A 23998-nucleotide genomic window follows, 5' to 3' on the forward strand; every position below is an offset into this window, starting at 1 on the left:
ATCCGTACCGACAAGTAACTAAGTACGGTTGTTGACGTGACCCGTCGAGCGAAGATCGTCAGCACCATCGGTCCGGCCTGCTCCAGCAGCGAGCAGATCAACGCCCTCGTCGAAGCCGGCATCGACGTCGCCCGCCTCAACATGAGCCATGGCGACTACGCCGTCCACGAAGAGGTCTACCACCGGATCCGAGCCGCCGCCGACGCCACCGGACGCGGCGTCGGCATCCTCGCGGACCTGCAGGGCCCCAAGATCCGAATCGGGCGCTTCCCCGACGGCCCCGTACGGCTCACCCTCGGCGACGAGTTCACCATCACCACCGACGACGTCCCCGGCACCCGCCGCGAGGTGTCCACCACCTACCAGGGGCTGCCAGGCGACGTCAGCCCCGGCGACAGCGTCCTCATCGACGACGGCCGCGTCGCCCTCAAGGTCACCTCCGTCGAGGGCACCCGCGTCCACACCACGGTCACCGTCGGCGGCATGGTCTCCGACAACAAGGGCCTCAACCTGCCCGGCGTCCCGGTCAGCGTCCCCGCCCTCACCGAGAAGGACGAGCGCGACCTGCGCTGGGCCCTGCGCCTCGGCGTCGACCTCGTCGCCCTGTCCTTCGTCCGCACCCCCGCCGACGCCGACATCTGCTACCAGATCATGGAGGAGGAGGGCGTCCGCGTCCCCCTCATCGGCAAGATCGAGAAGCCGCAGGCCGTCGAGCGCCTCCCCGAGATCGTCGCCGCCTTCGACGGCATCATGGTCGCCCGCGGCGACCTCGGCGTCGAACTGCCCCTCGAACAGGTGCCGATCGTCCAGAAGCGCGCCATCGAGCTGTGCCGCGAGAAGGCCCGCCCGGTCATCGTCGCCACCCAGATGCTCGAATCCATGATCTCCGCGCCGCGCCCCACCCGCGCCGAGACCTCCGACGTCGCCAACGCCGTCTTCGAGGGCGCCGACGCCGTCATGCTCTCCGGCGAGACCAGCGTCGGCCAGTACCCCATCGAGTCCGTCCTCACGATGAGCCGCATCGTGCAGACCGCCGAGCAGGCCTCCCTCCAGGCCACCCACACCCTGGAGCGGATGCCCGAGACCGTCGGCGGCGCCATCGCCCGCGCCGCCGCCGAGGTCGGCGCGATCGTCGGCGCCGAGGCCCTCGCCGCCTTCACCATGTCCGGCGAGACCGCCCGGCGCCTGTCGCGCTACCGCTCGCCGATCCCCCTGCTCGCCTTCACCTCCGTGCCCGCCGTCCGCGGCCGGCTCGCCCACGTCTGGGGCGTCGAGACCTTCATCGTCCCCCAGGTCGACCACACCGACACCATGGTCCGCCAGGTCGAGCAGGCCCTCCTCGAACTCGGCCGCTTCCAGAAGGGCGACAAGATCGTCGTCGTCGCCGGTTCGCCCCCCGGCACCGCCGGCTCGACGAACGCCCTGCGCGTGCACAGCCTCGGCGACGCCATCGCCATCCCCCACTGACCACCACCCCTGCCGGGCACCGCGCGACCCGCACCCCGCGCGGTGCCCGGCTCCTTCTTCCCCCCTTCCACGGCCGAACCCGGCGGCCCTCGCGCTTGCGCGCCCCAATCACCGCCCGGTCTCAATTCCGCGACGCTCCGGAAACCTGCCGCGCCCTAGTACTTGGGCCCGACGAACGCGTCCAGCCGCGCCACCGCCTCCCTTTTCGCGACCGAGATGTTCTTCGCGTTCATCTGCGTCCACGCGACCCCGAGCCGATCCAGCGCATCGGTGAACAACCTCTGGATGTCCAGCGAGACGTTCGCGAAGTTGTAGCGGGGGTATTCGTACCAGCGGTCCCCGTCTCGGAGGCGTTTGCGCACGCGGTTCGTGACCCGGCATCCGTCCGAGTGGATCAGCCCGCGGACGAACTCCTCTGTTCGCTCCTCGACGATGTCCTGCTGCCACCCCGCCAACTCGATCGTGCGTGTGTGCTTCATCCCCGGCCCGTGCTGGGGGAACAGGCAGGGCCAGTGGGCGGAGTACGACCCCACCATCGTGCAGCCGGGCTTCTGGCGGCGTCCGACACGGGACGACAGGACCGCGCCGACCGCCTCGGCGGCGGCGTCGATCAGACCGGGCCAGGTGTCCGAACAGGCGATCTCCAGGCGGTAGACGCCGTTGGGCTGCCGAGCGAGATGTCCATCGCCGAGGTAGAGACCGAGAAGGTAGGAGTAGGCCGCGGGATCGAGTACCCGGTCGTGGCAACGCGGGCATGACGGGGGAGTGTGGCTCGCGGCCTTTTCGGGATGTTTCTTCCAGTTGCCCAGTGTGGATGTCGGGATGCCGGTCTGGCGGTGGACTTCAGCGATCGTGAATCCCGCCGCCAGCAGTCGTAACGCCAGTGGGCGCTGTCGCGGATCGTACATGCCCACAGTCTGGCGACCGCTGCTGACGGTTCGCACATGATCACTCTTTGTGAGGCATCTCGCTGACTGCCGCTGACCTTGAGGCCGTGTTCAAAAGGGGTTCAGCGATTTCCCTGGCGTGGGGTGACGTATTCACCAGTACAGCGCCTCACTGACGAGTGTGAAGGCATTGCCGGTCCCAGGAGGAGATCTCTGCTGCAATGCGCGACGCGCGACGCTTGATGAAGAAGGGATAATCAAAAGTGCCGGGAGCGGGACTCGAACCCGCACGCCCTTTCGGACAAATCCTTTTGAGGGATTCGCGTCTGCCTATTTCGCCATCCCGGCATATTTATCCGGACATGTCCCTTGGTGTCCGTATCGCCCTGCATGAGGCGGGGCGACGGGGACCAGGGTAGCGGGTTTCGGTAGGCTCGTGGGCGTGGAGAGCGCTCGGCGGGTTGTGATCGCGGAAGACGAAGCCCTGATCAGGCTGGACCTGAAGGAGATGCTTCAGGAGGACGGCTACGAGGTGGTCGGGGAGGCCGGTGACGGTGAGACGGCCGTCCGGCTCGCCGGGGAGCTGAAGCCCGACCTCGTGATCCTCGACGTGAAGATGCCGGTGCTGGACGGCATCTCGGCGGCCGAGCGGATCTCCGCTGAGCGGATCGCGCCGGTGGTGATCCTCACCGCGTTCTCCCAGCGCGAGCTCGTCCAGCGGGCGACGGACGCGGGCGCGATGGCCTACCTCGTCAAGCCGTTCTCCAAGACCGACCTCACGCCGGCGATCGAGATGGCGGTGAGCCGGTACACCGAGCTCCGTGCGCTGGAGGCGGAGGTCGCGGGGCTGCAGGAGCGGCTCGACACGCGCAAGGTGGTCGACCGCGCCAAGGGGCTGCTTCAGAAGGCCCACGGGTGGTCCGAGCCCGAGGCGTTCCGGTGGATCCAGAAGACCTCGATGGACCGGCGGCTCACGATGCGGGCGGTCGCCGAGGCGGTCGTGGCGGGCGCCTCCGGAGGCCCTGACGAGTCCGCCGCGGGCTGACTCCTCAGCGCGGTCGAACCCCCGGTTGTCAAGGTCCAAAGCGCAGGTACCGGACCGGGCCGTTGACGTCACGTTTCGTAATCGTCCCAGGCAACGCCCGGTATCAGATGGGCACAGGGGAGTAACGAACGAGTAACCCTTCGATCCGGGGGTCCTGTTCTGGGGTGGGTCGACGGTGTACGACATACCTGGTCCCCGAGTGACCGGTTTCCTCCTTTGGAGGGGTCGGCGTCGGGGCTTCACTCGTACCCGATCCACCCGGATCCGGATGGAAAGGTTGGGCACCTTGCGGCGCAACATGATGAGGATCACCGGCGCGGTTGCGGTGAGCGCGGCGCTCGCGCTCAGCGCCGTGGCGTGTGGTGACGGCGATAGCGACTCCGGCAACGGCAACGAGGTCACGATCGGGTTCATGGGTGACCTGACCGGTGAGAACTCGGGCCTGGTGATCCCGCCCAAGCAGGGCGCGCAGCTGGCCATCGAGCAGTACAACGCCACGAACCCGAAGGTCAAGATCAAGTTCAAGACCTACGACAGCCAGGGCAAGCCGGAGCAGGCGACGACGCTGGCGCAGGGCGCGATCAAGAACGACAAGATCGTCGGCCTCATCGGCCCCGCGTTCTCCGGTGAGTCGCAGAGCGTCGCCCCGATCCTCGAAGAGGCCAAGGTCCCGAGCGTGTCGCCGTCGGCGACCAACATCACGCTCGGCGAGAAGGGCTGGAAGTACTGGCACCGGGTGGTGGCCGACGACGCCGTGCAGAGCGACGGCGCCGCGAACTTCCTGGTGAACTCGGTGAAGGCGAAGAAGCTCTTCACGGTGTCGGACAACCAGGACTACGGCAAGGGTCTCGCCGACGCGATCGGCAAGGCCGCCGGCGCCAAGGGCGTGCAGACCCAGACCGACGCGGTCGACGACAAGGCGACGGACTACTCCTCGACCGTCAACAAGATCAACCAGTTCAAGCCGGACGCGGTCTACTTCGGCGGCTACTACGCGGTGGCGGGCCGGCTGTTCAAGCAGCTCCGCGAGGCGGGCTACAAGGGCAAGATGATGTCCGGCGACGGCTCGCTGGCGACCGGCCTGATCGAGGGCGCCGGCCAGGCCAACGCGCAGGGCGCGCTGCTGAGCTGCGGCTGCCTGATCGACGCCGAGGGCAAGACGAACCCGAAGGCCAAGAAGTTCGCCGACGACTACAAGGCGAAGTTCAACTCCGAGGTCGCCATCTACTCGACCGAGGGCTTCGACGCGGCGACGGCGTTCATCGAGGCGGTCAAGGCCGGCAAGACCGAGCCGGAGGACATCAACAGCTTCCTGAAGACCGAGGACATCCAGGGCGTCGGCAAGCAGATCAAGTTCGCCGAGAACGGCGAGCTGGCGGCGAAGGACATCTTCATCTACGAGGTGAAGGACAACAAGCTGCCGCTGCTCGGCAACAGCAACGAAGCGAAGGTCTCGTAGGCGTCACCACGCCCCGGACCGACCGCCCCCTTCCCGGGGGCCCCTGATGGCGCGGGAGCGGGAGCGCTACAGCGCTCCCGCTCCTTTTGACGAAGGCGACCGAAGGTGCTCGACGACTTCATCAATCAATTCTGGCCGTCGACCGTCGACGGGCTGGCGCTGGGCGCGATCTACGCGCTGCTGGCGCTGGGCTACACGATGGTCTACGGCGTTCTCCGGCTGATCAACTTCGCGCACGCCGACATCTTCATGGTCGGCACGTTCGCGGCGCTGTGGACGGTGCGGACCCTGGACGTGTCCGCGGTGGGCGGCGTCGCGCTGATCGGCGTGGTGGCGCTCATGGCGGTCGTCGGCGGCGCGGTCGCGGGCGGCGGCGCGATGCTGCTGGAGGTGGCGGCCTACAGGCCGCTGCGCAAACGGGGCGCGTCGAGACTGGCGGCGCTGATCTCGGCGATCGGCGCGTCGATCTTCATTCAGCAGCTGATGGGCACGGTGCTGATCCACAAGGTGTTCGGGACGTCGAAGGAGGGCGGCAAGCTCGACGTCAACGAGCACTTCAAGAAGCTCTCGGACGTCGTGGACGTCGGGCCGATCCTGATCCGCAACGACCAGTTGATCGTGTTCGTGGGCGCGGTGGTCATGATGGTCGCGCTGGACCAGTTCGTGAACCGCACGAAGCTCGGCCGGGGCATCCGCTCGACGGCGCAGGACCCGGAGACGGCGGTGCTGATGGGCGTGAACATCGACCGGGTCGTGCAGGTGACGTTCCTGGTCGGCGGGGTCATGGCCGGCGTGGCCGCGGCGCTGTACTTCCTGCGCTTCGAGAGCACGAACTACTTCGTCGGCTTCCTGCTCGGCATCAAGGCGTTCACGGCGGCGGTGCTCGGCGGCATCGGCAACCTCCGGGGCGCCCTGGTCGGCGGGTTCACCCTCGGGTTGCTGGAGATGTACGGTTCGAGCTTCTTCGGTTCCCAGTGGCGCGACGTGGTCGCGTTCTCGGTGCTGATCCTGGTCCTGATGTTCCGTCCCACCGGCATTCTCGGTGAGTCCCTCCAGCGGGCGCGCGCATGAACCTCACGAAGAACGCAAACGGAAACGGCGGCGCGGGCGGCATCCGCTCGGCGCGTGACAAGTTCTCCCTGGACCCGCTCCGCGACTGGTGGGCGTCGGCTCCCGGCGCGGTGCGGTGGGTGGTCTACCTCCTGCTGATCGTCGGGGCGCTGCTGCTGCCGAGCGAGGCGATCGGCTCGTTCATGGCGCCGAGCGGCAGCGACTGGCCGTCGATGCTGAGCAGCCAGATCGCGATCTACGTGCTGCTGGCGATCGGGCTGAACGTGGTGGTCGGCATGGCCGGCCTCCTCGACCTCGGATATGTGGCGTTCTACGCGGTCGGCGGCTACACGATGGCCATCTTCGCGACGCGCTACGAGTGGAACTTCTGGGAGTCGCTGGGGCTGGCGATCGGGTTCTCGGCGCTCGCGGGGGTCATCCTCGGTGCGCCGACGCTGCGGCTGCGCGGCGACTACCTGGCGATCGTGACGCTCGGCTTCGGTGAGATCGTCAAGCGGACGGCGAACAACAGCTCGTACGTGAACGGCCCGCGCGGCGTGCAGGGGATCCCGCACCCGCCGTCGCTGTCGGAGTTCGAGATCCTGGGCGTCCAGCCGCTGAAGTACGGGCTGCTGGACGCGCGGCCGTACTACTACCTGCTGGTCCTGTTCATCATCGTCGCGATCGTTTTCGTGAAGCGGCTGGAGCGGTCGCGGGTGGGCCGCGCGTGGGCGTCGATCCGGGAGGACGAGGACGCGGCGGAGCTGATGGGCGTGCCGACGTTCAAGTTCAAGCTGGCGGCGTTCGCGATCGGCGCGGCGATCGGCGGCAGCGGCGGCGTGGTGTTCGCGGGGCAGATCACCTCGATCAATCCGCAGAACTTCGAGTTCCTGGTCTCGGCGCTGATCCTGGCCGGCGTGGTGCTGGGCGGGTCGGGCAACCTTCCGGGCGTGATGCTGGGCGCGGCGGTGCTGGCGTGGCTGCCGGAGCGGTTCCGGTTCCTGCACGACTACCGGATGCTGATCTTCGGTGCCGCGCTGGTGGTCATGATGATCTTCCGTCCGGAGGGCCTGTGGCCGTCGCGGCAGCGGAAGGCGGAGCTGGCCGAGGGCACCGGCGGCATGGGCAGCATGGGCGCCGAGGTGGCCGGTCCGGGCCAGTCGGACGCGGCCGCCGTGGAGGAGGGCAAGTGAGCGAGGCTAAGGGCGCGTCGCCCGTCCTGGAGCTGCGGGACGTCGTCATGCGGTTCGGCGGCGTGGTCGCGCTCAACAAGGTGGACATCACGATCCGCGAGGGCGAGATCTTCGCGCTGATCGGCCCGAACGGGGCGGGGAAGACGACGGTGTTCAACGTGACCACCGGCGTCTACCGGCCGACGGAGGGGCAGGTGGTGTTCCGCGGGAAGCGCATCGACGGCAAGAAGCGCTACGTCGTGACGAAGCTGGGGGTGGCGCGCACGTTCCAGAACGTGCGGCTGTTCCACAACATGACGGCGCTGGAGAACGTCATGGTGGGCGCGGACGCGCACCACCGGACGGGGTTCGTCGGGGCGGCGCTCGGGCTTCCGTGGCATCGCCGCGAGGAGCGCCGCGGGCGTGAGCGGGCGCGGGAGCTGCTGGAGCTGGTGGGGATTCCGCACCGCGGCGAGGAGGCGGCGAAGAACCTGCCGTACGGCGACCAGCGGCGGCTGGAGATCGCCCGGGCGCTGGCCACCGAGCCGAAGCTGCTGCTGCTGGACGAGCCCGCGGCGGGCATGAACCCGGCGGAGAAGGTGGCGCTGCAGCAGCTGATCCGCGACATCCGGGACACCGGGGTGACGGTGCTGCTGATCGAGCACGACATGAGCCTGGTCATGGGCATCAGCGACCGGGTCGCGGTGCTGGACTTCGGTCAGAAGATCGCGGACGGCCTGCCGGCCGAGGTGCAGAACGACCCGCGGGTCATCGAGGCGTATCTGGGGGCTCCGGCCGATGCTTCTTGAGATCAGTGACATCCACGTCCACTACGGGAAGATCGCGGCGCTGAAGGGCATCACCGCGGAGGTCGGCCAGGGGGAGATCGTCACGCTGATCGGCGCGAACGGCGCCGGGAAGACGACGACCCTGAAGACCATCTCGGGGCTGCGCGGGCTGTCGTCGGGCGCGATCCGGTTCGACGGCGAGGACATCAGCAGGATGCCCGGGCACAAGCGGGTGCTGGTCGGCATCGGGCAGGCGCCGGAGGGCCGGGGGATCTTCCCCGGCATGACGGTGGAGGAGAACCTGCTGATGGGCGCCTACGCCCGCAAGGACGACCCCGCCAAGGAGCTGGCGGAGGCGTTCGAGCTGTTCCCGCGGCTGGCCGAGCGCCGCAAGCAGCTGGGCGGCACGATGTCGGGCGGCGAGCAGCAGATGCTCGCGATCGGGCGGGCGCTGATGGCCAAGCCGAAGGTGCTGCTGCTGGACGAGCCGTCGATGGGTCTGGCGCCCATGCTCGTCCAGCAGATCTTCTCGATCATCCAGGAGATCAACCGGCGCGGGACGACGGTGCTGCTGGTGGAGCAGAACGCGCAGCAGGCGCTGCAGATCGCGCACCGGGCGTACGTGCTGGAGACCGGCCGGGTGGTCAAGTCGGCGGCGGCGGCGGACCTGCTGGACGACCCGGAGGTCCGGGCCGCCTACCTGGGCGGCGAGCTGGGCGACGGCGCCGCTCCGGCGGCCGGGGACGCCGGCCCGGCGGCCGAGGGCTCGGCCGAGGGTTCCGGTGGCGGCTCCGGCGAGGAGACCGCGAAGTAGGGGCGCGTCGGCGCGTGTCAGGCCCGCTCGGCCCGGTTCGTCCGGGGCGGGCGGGCCTCGCGCGTGTCGGGGGTCACGGCAGTGCGATCTCGGCCGGGGCGGGGTCGGTCGTGGCGCCGACCGGCGGCGAGCCGTACAGCCGGACGGCCTTGGTCCTCGCGCCGCGGGGGACGTCGAACCACAGGTCGAACTCGACGCGCATGGACGCCCCGACCGAGAGCCGCTCCGGCTGCCTTTTGATCATGGTGGCGTTGACGTCGGGGGAGTAGGTCCTGCCGTCGGTGGTGACGAGCCGCTGCTGCCAGGTGTCGAAGACCTGGATGTCGCGTCCGGTGTTGACGGCGAGGACGCGCACGCGGGTGAAGGCGCCCTTGGCGTTCATCGAGGCGTGGGTGCCCATGACGTCGGTCATGGCCTCGCGGAAGCCGACGACGGTGAACCGCATGTCGGCGCTCTTGCCGGTCCTGCCCTCGGGGACGGCCTCGCCCTCCCGCGCCTTCTCGGCCGGGATCTTGTAGTCGGGGAGCGAGGTGTCCTGCCCGGAGCCGGAGCAGCCCGCGGCCGTGAGGGCCGCGGCGAGGGCGAGCGCGGCGCCCGCGAGGGCGGTGCCCGCGAGGGCGGTGCCCGCACGGGCGGTGCCCGCACGGGCGGTGCCCGCGCGGTGCCGGGTGCGCGGGCCGGGGGTGCGCGTGTCAGCGTGGCGCATGCTCGGACGGTACGTCCGGCGCCCGGGGCGGGTGAACGGGCGGGATCGTTTCGCAACGCAACCGCAACCGGTGATGAACCTACGCCGGTGTCGGGGCGGGGCGGCCGTCCCCGGACATGCGTTGACCCGGGGTCACCTTTGGGGCCGTACGAACCTTGCCCAGGCGCGTACGTTGTCTACTCGGTGACCCCGGGCCGGTTGATCCACGCTACAGACCCGAGGGCGCCCATCGCAAAGAAAGCGCGGGTCACGCCGTGTCAGCGCCCTCCCGGCCGGCCGGGAGGGGCGTCGCGCAGCATGCAGGTGAGGCGCGCGGTGCAGACCCGCCGGTCCTGGTCGTCGGTGATGACGATGTCGTAGGTGGCGAGGGTGCGGCCCCCGTGCGCGCGGGTCGCCACGCCCGTGACGTACCCCTCGGTCGCGGACCGGTGGTGGGTGGCGTTGATCTCGATGCCGACGGCGATGCGGCCCGGGCCCGCGTGCAGGGCCGAGCCGACCGAGCCGAGGGACTCGGCCAGCACGCAGGACGCGCCGCCGTGCAGCAGCCCGTACGGCTGGGTGTTGCCCTTGACCGGCATGCGCCCCACGACGCGCTCGGCCGAGGCCTCCAGGTACTCGACGCCCATGGTCTTCGCCAGGTCGCCGTGCGGGTCGAACTCCTCCCCCGCGAGGATCTTCGCGCCCAGGTCCTCCGGGCTCGCGCCGTCGGTGTCAGTCACTTACGCCTCCACAAAACTGTCGTACGCGCAGACTAGAGTCCTGGTGTGGCGACCTCACCGACGACCCCTGACAAGCGCGACCGGCTTCTGCTGCTCGACGGCCACTCCCTGGCCTACCGGGCGTTCTTCGCATTGCCCGTGGAGAACTTCTCGACGACCGACGGGCAGCCGACCAACGCCGTGTACGGCTTCACCTCGATGCTCATCAACGTGCTGCGCGACGAGCAGCCGTCCCACATCGCGGTGGCGTTCGACCGCTCCGAGCCGACGTTCCGGCACGAGCAGTACGTGGAGTACAAGGCGGGCCGGCAGAAGACGCCCGACGAGTTCCGCAGCCAGGTCAGCCTGATCTTCGAGGTGCTGGACGCGCTGCGCATCCCGCGGATGTCGGTCGCCGGGTTCGAGGCCGACGACATCATCGCCACACTGTCCGTCCAGGCCACCCGCGCGGGGATGCAGACCCTCATCGTCACCGGCGACCGCGACGCGTTCCAGCTGGTCGACGACTCGGTGACGATCCTGTACCCGGTCCGCGGCGTGTCGGAGCTCGCCCGGATGGACCCGGCGGCCGTCGAGGCCAAGTACGGCGTCCCGCCCGAGCGGTACCGCGAGCTCGCAGCCCTCGTGGGGGAGAGCAGCGACAACCTGCCCGGCGTCCCCGGCGTCGGCCCGAAGACCGCCGCCAAGTGGCTCACCAAGTACGGCGACCTCGACACCCTCGTGAACCGGGTCGACGAGATCAAGGGCAAGGCCGGCGACAGCCTGCGCGAGCACCTGTCCGGCGTCCTGCGCAACCAGCAGATCAACAAGCTCGACTGCGAGGTCGGCCTGGAGCTGACGCCTCCGCAGCTGACGATGGGCCAGTGGGACCGCGAGGAGATCCACACCCTGTTCGACTCGCTGCAGTTCCGCGTCCTGCGCGAACGGCTGTACTCCTCGATCTCGGCGGCCGAGCCCGAGGCCGAGGAGGGCTTCGACGTCGAGGTGGAGGCGCTCGAACCCGGCGCGCTCGGCGCCTGGCTCGACGCCAACACCGCCGAGCGGATCGGCGTCGCCGTCACCGGCACCTGGGGCCGCGGCACCGGTGAGATCACCGCGCTGGCGCTGGCGTCCGCCAAGGGCCCCGCCGTCCACCTCGACCCGGCCGGGCTGATCGAGGACGACGAGCGCGCCCTCGCCGCCTACCTCGCCGACCCCGCCCGCCCCAAGGCGATCCACGAGGCCAAGGGCCCGATGCTGGCGCTCGCCGCGCGCGGCATGCGGCTGGAGGGCGTCACCAGCGACACCGCGCTCGCCGCCTACCTCGCGCTCCCCGGACAGCGCACGTTCGACCTCGCCGACCTCGTCCTGCGCTACCTGCACCGCGAGCTGCGCAGCGAGACCGAGGACACCGGCCAGCTCACCCTGGACGGCTCCGGTGAGGAAGAGGCCGCCGAAGCCCTCGCCGTCCGCGCGCGCGCCGTCACCGAGCTCGCCGACGTCCTCGACAAGGACCTCGACAAGCGCGGCGCCACCCGCCTCCTGCACGAGGTCGAGCTGCCCCTGGTCGGCGTCCTCGCCGCCATGGAGCGCGCCGGCATCGCCGTCGACGCCGACCACCTGGCCGGCCTGTCGGCTTCCCTGGGCGGCCAGGTCAAGGAGCAGGAGCAGCTGGCCCACGCCGCCGTCGGACGCGAGTTCAACCTCGGCTCGCCCAAGCAGGTCCAGCAGGTCCTGTTCGACGAGCTGAACCTGCCCAAGACCAAGCGCACCAAGACCGGCTACACCACCGACTCCGAAGCCCTCACGACCCTCCTGGAGAAGGACGGCCACCCCGTCCTGGAGCACATCCTGCGGTGGCGGGAGGTCGCCAAGCTCAAGAGCATCGTCGACTCCCTGATCCCCATGGCCGACGACGCCGGCCGCATCCACACCACGTTCAACCAGATGATCGCCGCCACCGGCCGGCTCTCCTCCACCGACCCCAACCTGCAGAACATCCCCATCCGCACCGCCGAAGGCCGCCAGATCCGCGAGGCGTTCGTCGTCGGCGACGGTTACGAGTCCCTCCTCACCGCCGACTACTCCCAGATCGAACTGCGCATCATGGCGCACCTGTCGGAGGACGAGGCGCTGCTGGAGGCCTTCGGCACCGGCGCCGACTTCCACACCATCACCGCCTCCCGCGTCTTCGGCCTCCCGCCCGAGCAGATCGACTCCGAACTGCGCGCGCGCATCAAGGCCATGAACTACGGCCTCGCCTACGGCCTGTCCGCCTACGGCCTCTCCCAGCAGCTGCGGATCTCCCCCGACGAGGCGCGCGGCCTCATGGAGGAGTACTTCGAGCAGTTCGGCGGCGTCCGCGACTACCTGCGCGACATCGTCGCCAAGGCCCGCCAGGAGGGCTACACCGAGACCATCCTCGGCCGCCGCCGCTACCTGCCCGACCTCAACTCCGACAACCGCCAGCGCCGCGAGATGGCCGAACGCATGGCCCTCAACGCCCCCATCCAGGGTTCGGCCGCCGACATCGTCAAGGTCGCCAGCCTCAACGTCGACCGCGCCCTCCGCGACGCCGGCCTCACCTCCCGGATACTCCTCCAGGTCCACGACGAACTCGTCTTCGAAGTCGCCCCCGGCGAACTCGACGACCTGAAAACCCTCGTCAGCACCCAGATGGCCGCCGCCTACGAACTACGCGCCCCCCTCAGCGTCTCCATGGGCACCGGCCGCACCTGGCAGGACGCTGCTCATTGAATTGCGTTTTTCTCCTCCTTCGGGCCTGGCGGCCCTCCATCGTCGATAAACGCGGGCGATCGCTGGCATCGCTTCGACTCGCTGCGCGATCAGATTCTTGCTTCGCTTGAATCTGCCTTCGGACGCGATCGCGAGCCCCAGCTTGTCGCGGGGTGCTGCGGCGGCTGAGGTGGGCGCAGTAGTGGGTGCGAGGTCGTTTGCCGGGGTGGGTCAGCGGGCCACTGCTTGGCGGTAGGTGGCGTCGGTGGCCAGGAGGTCGCGGTGGGTGCCCTCCCTGGTGATGACGCCTTCGTCCAGGACCAGGACCTGGTCGGCGGCGTCCAGGAGGGCGGGGCTGCTGGTGATCAGCAGGGTGGTGCGGCCCCGGCGCAGGGCGGCGATGTTGCGCGCTATGAGCTGCTCGGTGACGGCGTCCACGGCGGTGGTGGGGTCGTGCAGCACCAGGACGGGGGCGTCGGCGGCCAGGGCGCGGGCGAGGGACAGGCGCTGGCGCTGCCCGCCGGAGAGGTTCGCGCCGCGGTCGCGGACGGGGTGGTCGAGGCCATCGCGGTGGAGGGCCACGACATCGGTCAGCAGGGAGGCCTCGACGGCCTCGGAGACCAGGCGGGCGGTGCCCGACGGGTCGATGTTCGAGCGGAGGGTCCCCGCGAAGATCTCCGCGTGGGACGGGTTCACCAGCAGGTGCTCGCGGAGCGCGCCGACCTCCAGGTGCGCCGTCTCACGCCCGCCGACCCGCACCGCCCCGTCGAACGCGCTCGGCGGGGCGTCGCCGGCCAGGACCGCCACCAGGTCGGCCACCGAGCGCTGCCCGTAGGCGGCGACGGCGACGAGCCGGCCGGCGGGTACGTGGAATTGCAGCTTCCGCAGGGAGCCGTACTGGACGCGGTCGACCTCCAGGCCGCCGTCCGCGGCGGGACGGTCAGAGCCCGGGACCGCCACCGGCGGCGCGGCCAGCACCAGGGCCATCCGCTCGGCGGACGCGCGAGCGACCATGACGTACTTCGGCATCTCCGAGAAGAGCTTGAGCGGCTCCATGACGAACTGCGCCAGGCCGACGGCCATGACGAGTTCTCCGGTGGTGATCCGGCCTTGGAACGCGAGCCGGCCGGCCAGCAGCGTCACGGCGGTGGCGAGGAGCAGGTTGAGGGCGACCGCCGTGCCCGCGTAGGCGCCGTTCGCCCTGGCGACGGCGATCGCCTGGTCCCTCGCCTCCCCGCTGACCCCGCGGTAGGACCGGAGCGCCGCGCGGTTGCCGCCGAAGCCGTGCAGCGGGCGCAGGCCGGCGATCAGGTCGGCGACCTTCGCGCCCGCCCGCGCCACCCGGGCCTGCTGCTCGCGGGTGCGGGAGCCGATGCGCCTGGACAGCACGCTCAGCACCGACAGGATCCCGACGGTCCCCACGATCACCAGCAGGCCGAGGCCGGCGCTGGCCGTGCCGAGCGCGACCGCCGCGACCAGCACCGCGACGAGGGAGCTGACCAGCAGCGGCACCACCTCGATGATGTCGGCGGTCTGGTCGGCGTCCTCGGTGGCGATCGCCAGCACCTCGCCCGACTTGAGGTCGACGTCCCTGGCCACCGGCTGGAGCCCGCAGGCCGCGACCCGCACCCGCCACCGGTGCGCCTCGGTCGTGTTGGCCCTCTGCAGGACGCGCATCCCGAACCGCCACGAGAACGACACGGTCGTGATGATCGCGGCGAGCGCGGCGAAGGACAGGCCGAGCGCGCCGAGGCTCCGGTCCCGGAGCGCGTGGTCGACGATCAGGCCGAGCGCGATGGGGAAGGCGGTCTCGCCCGCCTGGTACATGCCCATGAGGACGGTGCCCCCGGCCATGGCGCGGGCGTTGCGGCGCAGCGCGGACCGGAGGATCCCGGCCCCCGTGCGGGGCCCGTCCGGGGTCGTCATCGTGAGCTCAGCCTCCCGCCCGCCAGGCCCGCCACAGCCGCGCGTACCCGCCGCCCCGGGCCACCAGTTCCTCGTGCGTGCCCTGCTCCACGACGCGGCCGCCGTCCAGCACGGCGATCCGGTCGGCCATCCGCGCCTGGGTCAGCCGGTGCGCCACGAGCAGCGTCGTGCGGCCCCGGCATGCGGCGAGCACGGCCCGCTCCAGCTCGGCGGCCCCCTGGCTGCCCGCCTCCGCGGTCGACTCGTCCAGCACCACGACCGGGGATCTGCTCAGGACCAGCCGGGCCAGGGCCACCTGGGTGACCCGGGTGGCGTCGAGGCGCTCGCCGCCCTCGCCGACCAGGGTGTCCAGCCCGCCGGGCAGCGCGTCCACCCATCCGTCCGCGCCGACCGTGCGGAGCGCGTCCACCAGTTCGGCGTCCGTCGCCTCCGGCGCGGCCAGCCGCAGGTCGGCGCGGAGCGGGCCGGAGAAGACGTGCGTCTCCTGCGTCAGGATGCTCACCAGTGCGCGCGCTCCGGCCTCGTCCAGGCCGGCGAGGTCCGTCCGCCCGATGCGCACCGATCCGGCCTGCGGGGTCCCGATGCCCGCGACGAGCGCGGCCAGGGTCGACTTTCCCGCGCCGGTCGCGCCCACCAGCGCGAGCGAGCCGCCCGCGGGGATCGCCAGGTCGACGTCCCGCAGGACCGGCTCGCCGGTTCCGGGATAGGCGAACGTCAGCCCCTCGACCACCACCGGGTAGGCGGCGGCGTCAGCCGGCTCGGCGGAGCCCACCAGCCGCCCGTCCCCGGCCTCCCCGAGCACCCCGACCAGCCGGGTCAGGCTCGCGCCCGACTTCTGGGCCTCGTCGAAGGTGAACAGGATGGCGCCCAGGGGGTTGAACAGGCGGTGGAACAGCAGGGGGGCCGCCGCCACCTCGCCCAGGCCGGCGGCGCCGGCCTCCAGCAGGGCGTACCCCACCGCGAGGATCAGGACCAGCCCGATGAACTCGGCGCGGTTCTCCCTGCCGACGAACCGGCCGAAGAGGCGGAACACCTCGATGCCGATCTCGCGCACCCGCCACGACTCGCGGGCGACCTTCGCCTGGAAGGCGTTCTCCAGGCGGTACGCCCGGACTGTGCCGATCCCGTCCAGGCCGCTGATCAGCTCCTGCGCCCGGTCGGCCTGGGCCGCCCGCTGCCTCGTGTAGAGCGGGGCCGACCTCGGCAGGTACCAGCGCAGCGCCAGCGCGTACGCGGGCAGCGCGCCGAGGCCCGCCAGGCCGAGCCGCCAGTCGAGGCCGAACATCCCCGCGGTGGCGATGGCGACCAGCACCCCCGCCGAGAAGACCGTGGGGACGGCCGTGCGGATGCCCTTCGACAGGACGGCGACGTCGTCGCCGACCCGGGAGAGCACGTCGCCCCGACCGGCCTGCTCGATCCGCGCGCTCGGCATGGCGAGCACCGCCCGGACGGCGCCCTCCCGCAGCCGCGCGAGCAGGTCCGCGCCGAGCCGTCCGATCAGGTGCGTCGACGCCGCGGAGGCCGCCGCGGCGAGCGGTGCGCCGACCGCCATCAGCACCCCGATGGTGATCAGGGTGGATTCCGATCCGCCGCCGGCGGCCTCGTCGACCACCCGGCCGAGCAGGAGCACGGGCAGCACCTGCAGCGCCGCGCCGGCCACCGTGGTGAGGACGGCCGCGGCCGTCATCCACGGCGCCTCGCGGCAGCGCGCCGCGACCCATCGGGTGGCCTCGCGCCCGGTCGCCGTGCGCAGGGCGGCCGGGTCGGGGCGGGTGCCCGTGGCGGTCACGCGGTCAGCCGGCCGACTCGACGATCGCGTCGATCGCGTACGGCAGGGACGGCAGGGTGCTCTGGGAGAGGGCGGCGCCGACCGCGGGTCCCTCGCTGTCCAGCAGGTAGGAGACCTTCCCGCCCTTGACGGCGGAGAGGTTGGCGAACAGCTCGAACTTCTTCAGCGCCTCCTGGTCGGCCCTGTCGTTGATGACGAAGATCCGGTCGACGTCGACGAGGTCGACGCGCTCGGGGGACAGCACGGTGAAGAACTTGCCGTCCGCGATCTTGTCGATCTCGGTGGCGCCCTTGAATCCGATGCCGGACACCAGCTGCCCGCGCACGTCGGTGGTGGTGAAGGGGGCGACCGAGTTCTTGTACCAGGACAGCACGACGGCGGTCTGGCTCCCGAACCCCGGGTTCGCCTTGCGGGCGGCGTCGAGCTTGGCCTGGATGCCGGCGACCTTCGTCCTGCCCTCGGCCTCCCTGCCGAGGGCCTTGGCGATGTGCACCGCGTTGTCCTGCCACGGCGCGCTGAACGGCTCCTTCTCGGCCTTGGTCCGGCCCACCGTCGGGGCGATCTTGGAGAGCTTGTCGTAGGCGGCCCTGTCGATCTCGGAGTAGACCGCGATGATCAGGTCCGGCCGCAGGGCGGCGATCTTCTCGAAGTTCGGTCCGGAGTCGCCGTTGTTCATGACGACCTCGGGGCGGGCGCCGCCCCACTTGTCCTTCACCCAGGGCCACTGGGTGTTGATGTCGGGGGACCGGCCCGGCGGGTTGGGGTACTGGTCGACCATGCCGACCGGCCTGACACCGAACTCCAGGATGGTCTGGTCGTCGGTGTAGCCGACGGAGACGACCCGCCGCGGGGCCTTGGTGATCTCCGTGGAGCCGAAGGCGTGCTCCACGGTGACCGGGAACACGCCGCCCGCGGCGGCCTGGGCGTCCCCGCCAGGCTCGGCCGAGTCGGAACCGCATCCGGCGAGCAGGCCGGCGCCGAGGACCGCGGCGCACAGCGCCGCCGCCAGCCGCCGCCGGGAACTCGTGAACGTCGTTCGATGGGGGGTCATGCGAAATCCTCGCTTGTGCGCTTTCCGGCACGACCTGGTGCGGGGGGCCGGTCGTGACGTGGGTAGGTAAGGAAAGGCTAACCTAACTTACTGTTCGGGCCGGTGGACCGCCGGGTCCCGGCCGGGCGTGGGCGCGGCCGATCGGGACGATGAGCGGCCGGTCGCCCACCGGGTCGTCGATCACCTCGGCGCGCAGCCCGAACGCCTCGTCCAGCAGCCCGGCGGTGATCACGTCCCTCGGATGCCCCTGCGCCAGGATCGACCCCGCCCGCATCACGATGAGGTTGTCGCTGTAGCGCGCGGCCAGGTTGAGGTCGTGGAGCACCATGACCACGGTGCGCCCCGCCTCGTGCAGGTCGTCCACCAGGTCCAGGACGTCGATCGCGTACGCCAGGTCCAGGTACGTGGTCGGCTCGTCCAGCAGCAGGAGGTCGGTGCCCTGCGCCAGGATCATCGAGATCCAGACGCGCTGGCGCTGCCCGCCCGACAGCGTGTCCACCGGGCGGTCCGCCAGATCCGACACCCCGGTCATGGCCAGCGCGCGCTCCACGATGCCGGCGTCGTCCGACGACCACTGCCGCAGCCAGCTCTGGTGCGGGTGGCGGCCCCTGGCGACCAGGTCGGCCACCGTCAGCCCCTCCGGCGCGACCGGCGCCTGCGGCAGCAGGCCGAGCCTTCTCGCCACGTCCCTCGTCCGGAGCCCGGCGATGTCGGCGCCGTCCAGCACGACCGTGCCCCTGGCCGGCCTGAGCAGCCGCGCCAAGGTCCGCAGCAGGGTCGACTTGCCGCAGCCGTTGGGCCCGATGATCGTGGTGATCACTCCGGACGGGATCCGCACGTCGAGCCCGTCGATGACCGTCCGCCCGCCGTACCCGACGGCGACGCCGCTGGCGGCGAGCCGCGCCGCGCCGTCGCCGGGCCCGTCCGGCCGGCCGGCCGCGAGATCCGGTTCGCCTCTGCTCCGCCGCGCCATCATGCCGCCTTCCTCAGATTCGCCCGCACCAGCAGATAGACCAGGAAGGGGCCGCCGATCGCGGCGGTCACCACACCGACCGGCAGCGCCACCGGAAGCGCGGTGCGCGCCGCCAGGTCCGCGCCGGTCAGCAGCGACGCCCCCACCAGGCCGGAGGCCGCCAGCGGCGGCGTCGGGCACCTCGCCAGCCGCATCGCCGCCTGCGGCGCCACCAGCGCGACGAACGGGACCGGGCCCGCCGCGCTCACCGCCACGCCCGCCAGCAGCACCGCGCACAGCAGCATGACCGCCCGCACCACCGGGTACCTGACGCCCAGACCGGCGGCGACCTCGTCGCCGAAGTGCAGCGGCCTGAACTGGAACGCCGCGCCCGCCACGACGGCCAGGAGCGCGAGCGCGCAGCCGAGCGCGGTCCAGGCATGGCCCGGCGACCGGCCGTCCAGCGAGCCGACCAGCCACACCTGGGCCCGGGCCACGTCGGTGATGTCCGCCGTGACCAGCAGCCAGGTCGTGACCGCCTGCATCACCGCGCTCACCGAGACGCCGATGAGGACGAGCCGGAAACCGTCGACACCGCGGCGCCACGCGAGGAGGTACACCAGCAGACCGGTGCCGAGACCGCCCGCGAGTGCCGCCGCGGGGAGCCCCACGGCCCCGGTGACCGCCGCGGCGGCCCCGCCCGACGCCGTCAGCAGCAGCACCGCGACCGCGCCGGCGCCCTGGGTGATCCCGAGGACGTCCGGGCTGGCCAGCGGGTTGCGCGCGACGGACTGCGTGATCGCGCCCGAGACCCCGAGCGCGACCCCCGCCACCAGCCCGGCCAGGGCGCGCGGCAGCCGCAGATCCATGATCACGAAGGTGTCGAACCGCTCCCCGCGGCCGGCGATCGTCGCGACGACCCGGGGCAGGCCGATGGGGAAGTCGCCGGCGCCGACGGACAGGCAGAACACCAGGAACGCCGCCGCCGCCAGCAGCAGCGTGACCAGGACGGGCCAGGGCCGCCAGACGAACGACACCCGGCCGAGCCGCACGCCCGGCGCCACCGGCCGCTCCAGGTCCGTCCCGCTCATGCGTTCCTGAGCTTTCCGCGCCACACCAGGGCCGCGAAGAACGGGGCGCCGACCAGCGCGACGACGATGCCCGCGTCCAGCTCGCCCGGCCGCGCGACCAGGCGGCCCGCGATGTCGCAGACCAGGAGGACGGCGGCGCCGAGCAGCCCCGCGTACGGAACCAGCCAGCGGTAGTCCGGGCCGGTCGCGTACCGCGCCACATGGGCCACCATGAGCCCGAGGAAGGCGATGGGGCCGCACGCGGCCGTCGCCGCGCCCGCCAGCAGGGTGACGGCGACGATGCCGACCGTCCGGGTGAGAGCGGTGTTCACCCCCACGGCCCGCGCGACGTCGTCGCCCATGCTGAGGAGGTTCAGGGCGGGCAGCGTGGTCAGCGCCAGGACGAGCCCGACCGCGACGAACCCGGCCACCGGCCAGATGACAGGGAACTTCACACCGGCCACCGACCCCGCGTTCCAGAAGCGCAGCGCGTTCAGCGACTGCCGGTCCGACAGGGCGACCGCCGTGGTCATCGCCGCCAGGAAGACCGTGACGCCCTGCCCGGCCAGGGCGAGCGTCAGCGGGTTGCCGGCCCCCCGCCCGATGCTCGCCAGCCCGAACACCACGCCCCCGGCGATCCCCGCCCCGAGGAAGGCGAACCAGACGTACTGGAACGGGTTGGTGAACCCGAAGACCGACACCGCCGACACCACGGCGAACGAGGCCCCGGAGTTCACCCCCAGCAGGCCCGTGTCGGCGATCGGGTTGCGCGTGCACCCCTGGATCAGCGCCCCGCCGACCCCCAGGGCGGCGCCCGCCACGATCGCGAGCACCGTCCGGGGCACCCGCACCGTCCGCACGATGAGCCTGATCTGGGTGAGCCGCTGATCGGAGTCCGGCCCGGCGAACAGCCCGTCCCAGACCTCGCCGGGGCTCAGCGCCCGCGCGCCGACGGCGAGCGACGCCGCCCCCGCCGCCGCGAGCACCGCGACGAGTACGCCCACCCCCGCGAGGCGACTCCTGCGCGCCGCCGCGGCGCCGGACCCGGGACGCGACGCGGGCGGCGTCCTCGTGACCGCGCTCATTCGCGCCTGCCGAGCACGGTTGGCACTGCTTTCCTCCGACATCGACCGATGAGTGAGGGAAGCCTAACCTAACCGGCCACGGCCGGCCGCCTCGCTCCGGAGTCGGGCGCCACGTCGACCGGTTGGACGTTTCCTGCCCGGCCGAGGTGATTTCTGCCTATTTGCGGCTTTCATCGCCCTTTCTCCTGCTGATGTGCGCTGTTTCGCCGCCGCCATTCGCGGGCCGAGGAGCCGGGATTTCTCAGGCGGTGCTTTTCGGAGGTGGGCGGGTTTTACCGGGGGTTTTCGGACTTTGGTTGATGTCGGGCGAGGCGGGGGTGGTGGGGGAGGGTCATATGGGTACGTCGGTTGGTGTCCGTAGATGTCCGGGGGGTCGTACGCTGTCCCCCTGGTCCTGTTCGGGTCTACCGGCGGGGGTACTGTGCCTCTCCTTCACAAGATCGCTGGAGTTGTGGTCGTCTGTGCCGTGGTCCTGGGGCTGACGCTTCCCGGGGGGCGGAAGGAACATCGCAAGGAGAACGTGGCTCGGCAGGCCGGGGCGGCGTCCGAGGCGACGCACGCCGCGCGGGCGGCCAAGGCCGGGGTCGCGCCCCTGCCGGGGGCTTCTGGGAGCGCCACGCCCACGGTGACGGCGTCCGCGCCCATTCCCGCGGCGGCGCCCGGGGCGGCCGCGGCCAAGGCGAACGAGCTGGGGCAGATCCCGGTGCTGATGTACCACCGGATCATGAAGAAGGCGGAGCTGTCGCTGGACCGGTCGAGCAAGGAGCTGTACGACGAGCTGACCGGGCTCGCCAAGGACGGCTACTACCCGATCACGGCGGCGGAGTTCGTCAGCGGGCGGATCGACGTCCCGGCGGGCAGGCATCCCGTGGTCCTCACGTTCGACGACAGCACGCCCGGGCATTTCGGCCTGGACCCGCAGGGCAACCCCGTGCCCGACACGGCCGTGGCGGTGATCGAGCAGGTCGCGCGGGAGAACCCGGGGTTCCGGCCGGTCGCGACGTTCTACCTGAACAAGGAGCTGTTCGGGATGGACGAGACGCGGGCCGCCGCCGGGCTGACATGGCTCCGGCAGCACGGGTTCGAGCTCGGCAACCACACCGTGTCCCACCCGAGCCTGTCCGGCATGTCCGAGAAGGGCGTGCACAACGAGATCGGGGACATGGAGGACCGGATCGTCCGGCTCACCGGGGCGCACGCGACCACGTTCGCGTACCCGTTCGGGGCCGTCCCGAAGAAGAAGGCGTGGGCCGAGAAGCAGGACGGCCGGTACGCCTTCCAGGGGATCTTCCTGGCCGGGTGGCGGCCGTCGGTCTCGCCCTTCGACACCGGCTTCGACCGGTGGAACATCGACCGGGTGCGCTCCGAGGGAAAGATCAAGGAGAACGACTGCGCCAAGTACTGCTCCACGGCGTGGCTGGAGTACCTGGACAAGAACCCCGACGAGCGGTACACCTCCGACGGAGATCCGAACACGGTGACGTTTCCCAAGGCGGCCGAGGACCGGATCGCCAAGCCGTACCGGGCCTACGCGCGGACGTACTGATCGCGGCGCCGCCGGGCGGATTGACCACGGGACTTCGGTCCCATATCCTGATCGCTGCGCTGTGGGCCTGCGCGCGCTTCGGACGGAGCAGGCTCGCGCTCGGTCAGGTCGGCGACATCGGTTCGGTTCTTTTGCGCGGCGTTTGCCCGCGTTCCCTTCCGGTCTTCGGCAGGGCGGATAACGGCCCTCCGCGCATTGCCCATCACGACTTCCATGTCCGTACCGGAGCCAGCCGACACATGACGAGCAGCACCGAGGCCACCTCGACCACCCCGCAGGTAGCGGTCAACGACATCGGGTCCGAGGAAGCCTTCCTCGCGGCGATCGATGAGACCATCAAGTACTTCAACGACGGCGACATTGTCGAAGGCACTGTCGTCAAGGTCGATCGTGACGAGGTCCTCCTCGACATCGGCTACAAGACCGAGGGCGTCATCCCCTCGCGTGAGCTGTCCATCAAGCACGACGTGGACCCGAACGAGGTCGTCTCCACCGGAGACCACGTCGAGGCCCTCGTCCTCCAGAAGGAGGACAAGGAGGGCCGGCTGATCCTGTCCAAGAAGCGCGCCCAGTACGAGCGCGCCTGGGGCACGATCGAGAAGATCAAGGACGAGGACGGCATCGTCACCGGCACGGTCATCGAGGTCGTCAAGGGCGGTCTCATCCTCGACATCGGGCTGCGCGGCTTCCTGCCGGCCTCGCTGGTCGAGATGCGCCGGGTCCGCGACCTGCAGCCCTACGTCGGGCGCGAGCTCGAGGCCAAGATCATCGAGCTGGACAAGAACCGCAACAACGTGGTCCTGTCCCGCCGCGCCTGGCTGGAGCAGACGCAGAGCGAGGTCCGCCAGACCTTCCTCAACACGCTGCAGAAGGGCCAGGTCCGCAAGGGCGTCGTGTCCTCGATCGTCAACTTCGGCGCGTTCGTCGACCTCGGCGGCGTCGACGGTCTGGTGCACGTCTCCGAGCTGTCCTGGAAGCACATCGACCACCCCTCCGAGGTCGTCGAGGTCGGCCAGGAGGTCACGGTCGAGGTCCTGGACGTCGACATGGAGCGCGAGCGCGTCTCCCTGTCGCTCAAGGCGACCCAGGAAGACCCGTGGCAGCAGTTCGCCCGGACCCACCAGATCGGGCAGGTCGTCCCGGGCCGGGTCACCAAGCTGGTGCCGTTCGGCGCGTTCGTCCGCGTCGAGGAGGGCATCGAGGGCCTGGTGCACATCTCCGAGCTGGCCGAGCGGCACGTGGAGATCCCCGAGCAGGTCGTCCAGGTCGGCGACGAGATCTTCGTGAAGATCATCGACATCGACCTCGACCGGCGCCGGATCAGCCTGTCGCTCAAGCAGGCCAACGAGAGCGCCGCAGGGATCGAGGAAGAGGACTTCGACCCGACCCTGTACGGCATGCCGGCCGAGTACGACGACCAGGGGAACTACAAGTACCCCGAGGGCTTCGACGCCGACACCGGCGAGTGGCTCGAGGGCTTCGACGAGCAGCGCGAGACCTGGGAGCGGCAGTACGCCGAGGCCCGCACCCGCTTCGACGCCCACCGCAAGCAGATCGAGGAGGCCCGCAAGGCCGAGGCGGAGGCCGGTGCCGAGCCCACGGGCGGCGGCGCTGCCGAGACCTCCTACTCCGGCGGCGGCGAGAGCGAGTCCGGCGGTGGCGCCCTGGCCACCGACGAGGCGCTCGCCGCACTGCGGGAGAAGCTCTCCGGCGGGCAGTGACGCCCAGCCGACGCGCCGTCCGCGCGCGGCCGCCCC

General features: G+C 71.0%; 20 protein-coding genes and 1 tRNA gene. 10 read left to right on the forward strand and 11 right to left on the reverse strand.

Annotated elements, in window-relative coordinates:
• Nucleotides 1-36 precede the first annotated feature (36 nt).
• Nucleotides 37-1467 (forward strand): pyruvate kinase, encoded by a 1431-nt coding sequence (pyk, locus tag BKA00_RS04060; RefSeq protein WP_185023640.1) that lies wholly within the window; start codon nucleotides 37-39, stop codon nucleotides 1465-1467.
• 155 nt (nucleotides 1468-1622) lie between these two features.
• Here pyk and BKA00_RS04065 read toward each other — a convergent pair whose 3' ends face one another.
• Together BKA00_RS04065 and BKA00_RS04070 are read right to left on the reverse strand one after the other, a co-directional pair.
• Nucleotides 1623-2375 carry a helix-turn-helix domain-containing protein gene (locus tag BKA00_RS04065; RefSeq protein ID WP_185023641.1) on the reverse strand — a complete coding sequence of 251 codons (753 nt, stop codon included), beginning with the start codon at nucleotides 2373-2375 and terminating at the stop codon, nucleotides 1623-1625.
• Nucleotides 2376-2618: 243 nt separating this feature from the next.
• Nucleotides 2619-2702, reverse strand: a tRNA-Leu gene (locus BKA00_RS04070).
• Between the two features lie 94 nt (nucleotides 2703-2796).
• Between BKA00_RS04070 and BKA00_RS04075 the strand changes: the two genes are divergently transcribed.
• From BKA00_RS04075 to BKA00_RS04100, 6 genes are all read left to right on the forward strand, one after another.
• Nucleotides 2797-3399: a response regulator gene (locus BKA00_RS04075; RefSeq protein ID WP_268248185.1), complete on the forward strand. Its 603-nt coding sequence runs from the start codon at nucleotides 2797-2799 to the stop codon at nucleotides 3397-3399.
• A gap of 286 nt (nucleotides 3400-3685) precedes the next feature.
• Nucleotides 3686-4858: a branched-chain amino acid ABC transporter substrate-binding protein gene (locus BKA00_RS04080; protein ID WP_221493008.1), complete on the forward strand. Its 1173-nt coding sequence runs from the start codon at nucleotides 3686-3688 to the stop codon at nucleotides 4856-4858.
• Nucleotides 4859-4963: 105 nt separating this feature from the next.
• Nucleotides 4964-5929, forward strand: coding sequence for a branched-chain amino acid ABC transporter permease (locus BKA00_RS04085; protein ID WP_185023642.1), 966 nt, complete (start codon nucleotides 4964-4966; stop codon nucleotides 5927-5929).
• Nucleotides 5926-7101: a branched-chain amino acid ABC transporter permease gene (locus tag BKA00_RS04090; protein WP_185023643.1), complete on the forward strand. Its 1176-nt coding sequence runs from the start codon at nucleotides 5926-5928 to the stop codon at nucleotides 7099-7101. The genes BKA00_RS04085 and BKA00_RS04090 overlap by 4 nt, the downstream gene beginning before the upstream one ends.
• Nucleotides 7102-7148: 47 nt before the next feature.
• Nucleotides 7149-7889, forward strand: coding sequence for an ABC transporter ATP-binding protein (locus tag BKA00_RS04095; RefSeq protein ID WP_185033662.1), 741 nt, complete (start codon nucleotides 7149-7151; stop codon nucleotides 7887-7889).
• Nucleotides 7879-8682: an ABC transporter ATP-binding protein gene (locus BKA00_RS04100; RefSeq protein WP_185023644.1), complete on the forward strand. Its 804-nt coding sequence runs from the start codon at nucleotides 7879-7881 to the stop codon at nucleotides 8680-8682. Before BKA00_RS04095 ends, BKA00_RS04100 begins: the two co-directional genes overlap by 11 nt.
• 73 nt (nucleotides 8683-8755) lie before the next feature.
• Here the strand turns inward: BKA00_RS04100 and BKA00_RS04105 are convergent, their stop codons facing one another.
• Together BKA00_RS04105 and BKA00_RS04110 are read right to left on the reverse strand one after the other, a co-directional pair.
• Nucleotides 8756-9388: a DUF4352 domain-containing protein gene (locus tag BKA00_RS04105; protein WP_185023645.1), complete on the reverse strand. Its 633-nt coding sequence runs from the start codon at nucleotides 9386-9388 to the stop codon at nucleotides 8756-8758.
• Nucleotides 9389-9645: 257 nt separating this feature from the next.
• Nucleotides 9646-10074: a PaaI family thioesterase gene (locus BKA00_RS04110; protein WP_185033665.1), complete on the reverse strand. Its 429-nt coding sequence runs from the start codon at nucleotides 10072-10074 to the stop codon at nucleotides 9646-9648.
• Between the two features lie 78 nt (nucleotides 10075-10152).
• Here BKA00_RS04110 and polA point away from each other — a divergent pair, with 78 nt between their 5' ends.
• Nucleotides 10153-12843 (forward strand): DNA polymerase I, encoded by a 2691-nt coding sequence (gene polA, locus BKA00_RS04115; RefSeq protein WP_185023646.1) that lies wholly within the window; start codon nucleotides 10153-10155, stop codon nucleotides 12841-12843.
• Between the two features lie 210 nt (nucleotides 12844-13053).
• On the opposite strand, the gene BKA00_RS04120 is transcribed toward polA, so the two are convergent.
• From BKA00_RS04120 to BKA00_RS04145, 6 genes are all read right to left on the reverse strand, one after another.
• Nucleotides 13054-14748 (reverse strand): ABC transporter ATP-binding protein, encoded by a 1695-nt coding sequence (locus BKA00_RS04120; protein WP_185023647.1) that lies wholly within the window; start codon nucleotides 14746-14748, stop codon nucleotides 13054-13056.
• A 7-nt stretch (nucleotides 14749-14755) separates the two neighbouring features.
• Nucleotides 14756-16537, reverse strand: coding sequence for an ABC transporter ATP-binding protein (locus BKA00_RS04125; RefSeq protein WP_185023648.1), 1782 nt, complete (start codon nucleotides 16535-16537; stop codon nucleotides 14756-14758).
• 4 nt (nucleotides 16538-16541) lie between these two features.
• Nucleotides 16542-17588: an iron-siderophore ABC transporter substrate-binding protein gene (locus BKA00_RS04130; protein WP_185023649.1), complete on the reverse strand. Its 1047-nt coding sequence runs from the start codon at nucleotides 17586-17588 to the stop codon at nucleotides 16542-16544.
• Between the two features lie 82 nt (nucleotides 17589-17670).
• A complete protein-coding gene (locus BKA00_RS04135) occupies nucleotides 17671-18564 on the reverse strand; it encodes an ABC transporter ATP-binding protein (protein WP_420829660.1) in 894 nt (297 codons plus the stop codon).
• Nucleotides 18561-19631, reverse strand: a complete 1071-nt coding sequence (locus tag BKA00_RS04140) for a FecCD family ABC transporter permease (RefSeq protein ID WP_185023650.1) — start codon at nucleotides 19629-19631, stop codon at nucleotides 18561-18563. Before BKA00_RS04140 ends, BKA00_RS04135 begins: the two co-directional genes overlap by 4 nt.
• Nucleotides 19628-20614: a FecCD family ABC transporter permease gene (locus BKA00_RS04145; protein WP_338072099.1), complete on the reverse strand. Its 987-nt coding sequence runs from the start codon at nucleotides 20612-20614 to the stop codon at nucleotides 19628-19630. Before BKA00_RS04145 ends, BKA00_RS04140 begins: the two co-directional genes overlap by 4 nt.
• 601 nt (nucleotides 20615-21215) lie before the next feature.
• Here BKA00_RS04145 and BKA00_RS04150 point away from each other — a divergent pair.
• Nucleotides 21216-22241: a polysaccharide deacetylase family protein gene (locus tag BKA00_RS04150; protein WP_230298473.1), complete on the forward strand. Its 1026-nt coding sequence runs from the start codon at nucleotides 21216-21218 to the stop codon at nucleotides 22239-22241.
• Here the strand turns inward: BKA00_RS04150 and BKA00_RS04155 are convergent.
• The gene (locus tag BKA00_RS04155) at nucleotides 22223-22456 is read right to left on the reverse strand and encodes a hypothetical protein (RefSeq protein WP_185023653.1); all 234 of its coding nucleotides are present in this window, start codon (nucleotides 22454-22456) and stop codon (nucleotides 22223-22225) included. The genes BKA00_RS04150 and BKA00_RS04155 overlap by 19 nt on opposite strands.
• A 24-nt stretch (nucleotides 22457-22480) precedes the next feature.
• On the opposite strand from BKA00_RS04155, the gene rpsA reads away from it, so the two are divergent.
• Nucleotides 22481-23962: a 30S ribosomal protein S1 gene (gene rpsA / locus BKA00_RS04160; RefSeq protein ID WP_185023654.1), complete on the forward strand. Its 1482-nt coding sequence runs from the start codon at nucleotides 22481-22483 to the stop codon at nucleotides 23960-23962.
• Nucleotides 23963-23998 lie beyond the last annotated feature (36 nt).

Source organism: Actinomadura coerulea, assembly GCF_014208105.1.
GTDB classification, from domain to species: Bacteria; Actinomycetota; Actinomycetes; order Streptosporangiales; family Streptosporangiaceae; genus Spirillospora; species Spirillospora coerulea.

Excerpts from the sequence above, each read along its gene's own strand:
- BKA00_RS04065 (WP_185023641.1), bottom strand. The coding sequence starts at position 2,375 with ATGTACGATCCGCGACAGCGCCCACTGGCGTTACGACTGCTGGCGGCG.
- BKA00_RS04090 (WP_185023643.1), top strand. The coding sequence starts at position 5,926 with ATGAACCTCACGAAGAACGCAAACGGAAACGGCGGCGCGGGCGGCATC.
- BKA00_RS04095 (WP_185033662.1), top strand. The coding sequence starts at position 7,149 with ATGCGGTTCGGCGGCGTGGTCGCGCTCAACAAGGTGGACATCACGATC.
- BKA00_RS04100 (WP_185023644.1), top strand. The coding sequence starts at position 7,879 with ATGCTTCTTGAGATCAGTGACATCCACGTCCACTACGGGAAGATCGCG.
- BKA00_RS04105 (WP_185023645.1), bottom strand. The coding sequence starts at position 9,388 with ATGCGCCACGCTGACACGCGCACCCCCGGCCCGCGCACCCGGCACCGC.
- BKA00_RS04120 (WP_185023647.1), bottom strand. The coding sequence starts at position 14,748 with ATGACGACCCCGGACGGGCCCCGCACGGGGGCCGGGATCCTCCGGTCC.
- BKA00_RS04130 (WP_185023649.1), bottom strand. The coding sequence starts at position 17,588 with ATGACCCCCCATCGAACGACGTTCACGAGTTCCCGGCGGCGGCTGGCG.
- BKA00_RS04135 (WP_420829660.1), bottom strand. The coding sequence starts at position 18,564 with ATGATGGCGCGGCGGAGCAGAGGCGAACCGGATCTCGCGGCCGGCCGG.
- BKA00_RS04140 (WP_185023650.1), bottom strand. The coding sequence starts at position 19,631 with ATGAGCGGGACGGACCTGGAGCGGCCGGTGGCGCCGGGCGTGCGGCTC.
- BKA00_RS04155 (WP_185023653.1), bottom strand. The coding sequence starts at position 22,456 with ATGGAAGTCGTGATGGGCAATGCGCGGAGGGCCGTTATCCGCCCTGCC.
- rpsA (WP_185023654.1), top strand. The coding sequence starts at position 22,481 with ATGACGAGCAGCACCGAGGCCACCTCGACCACCCCGCAGGTAGCGGTC.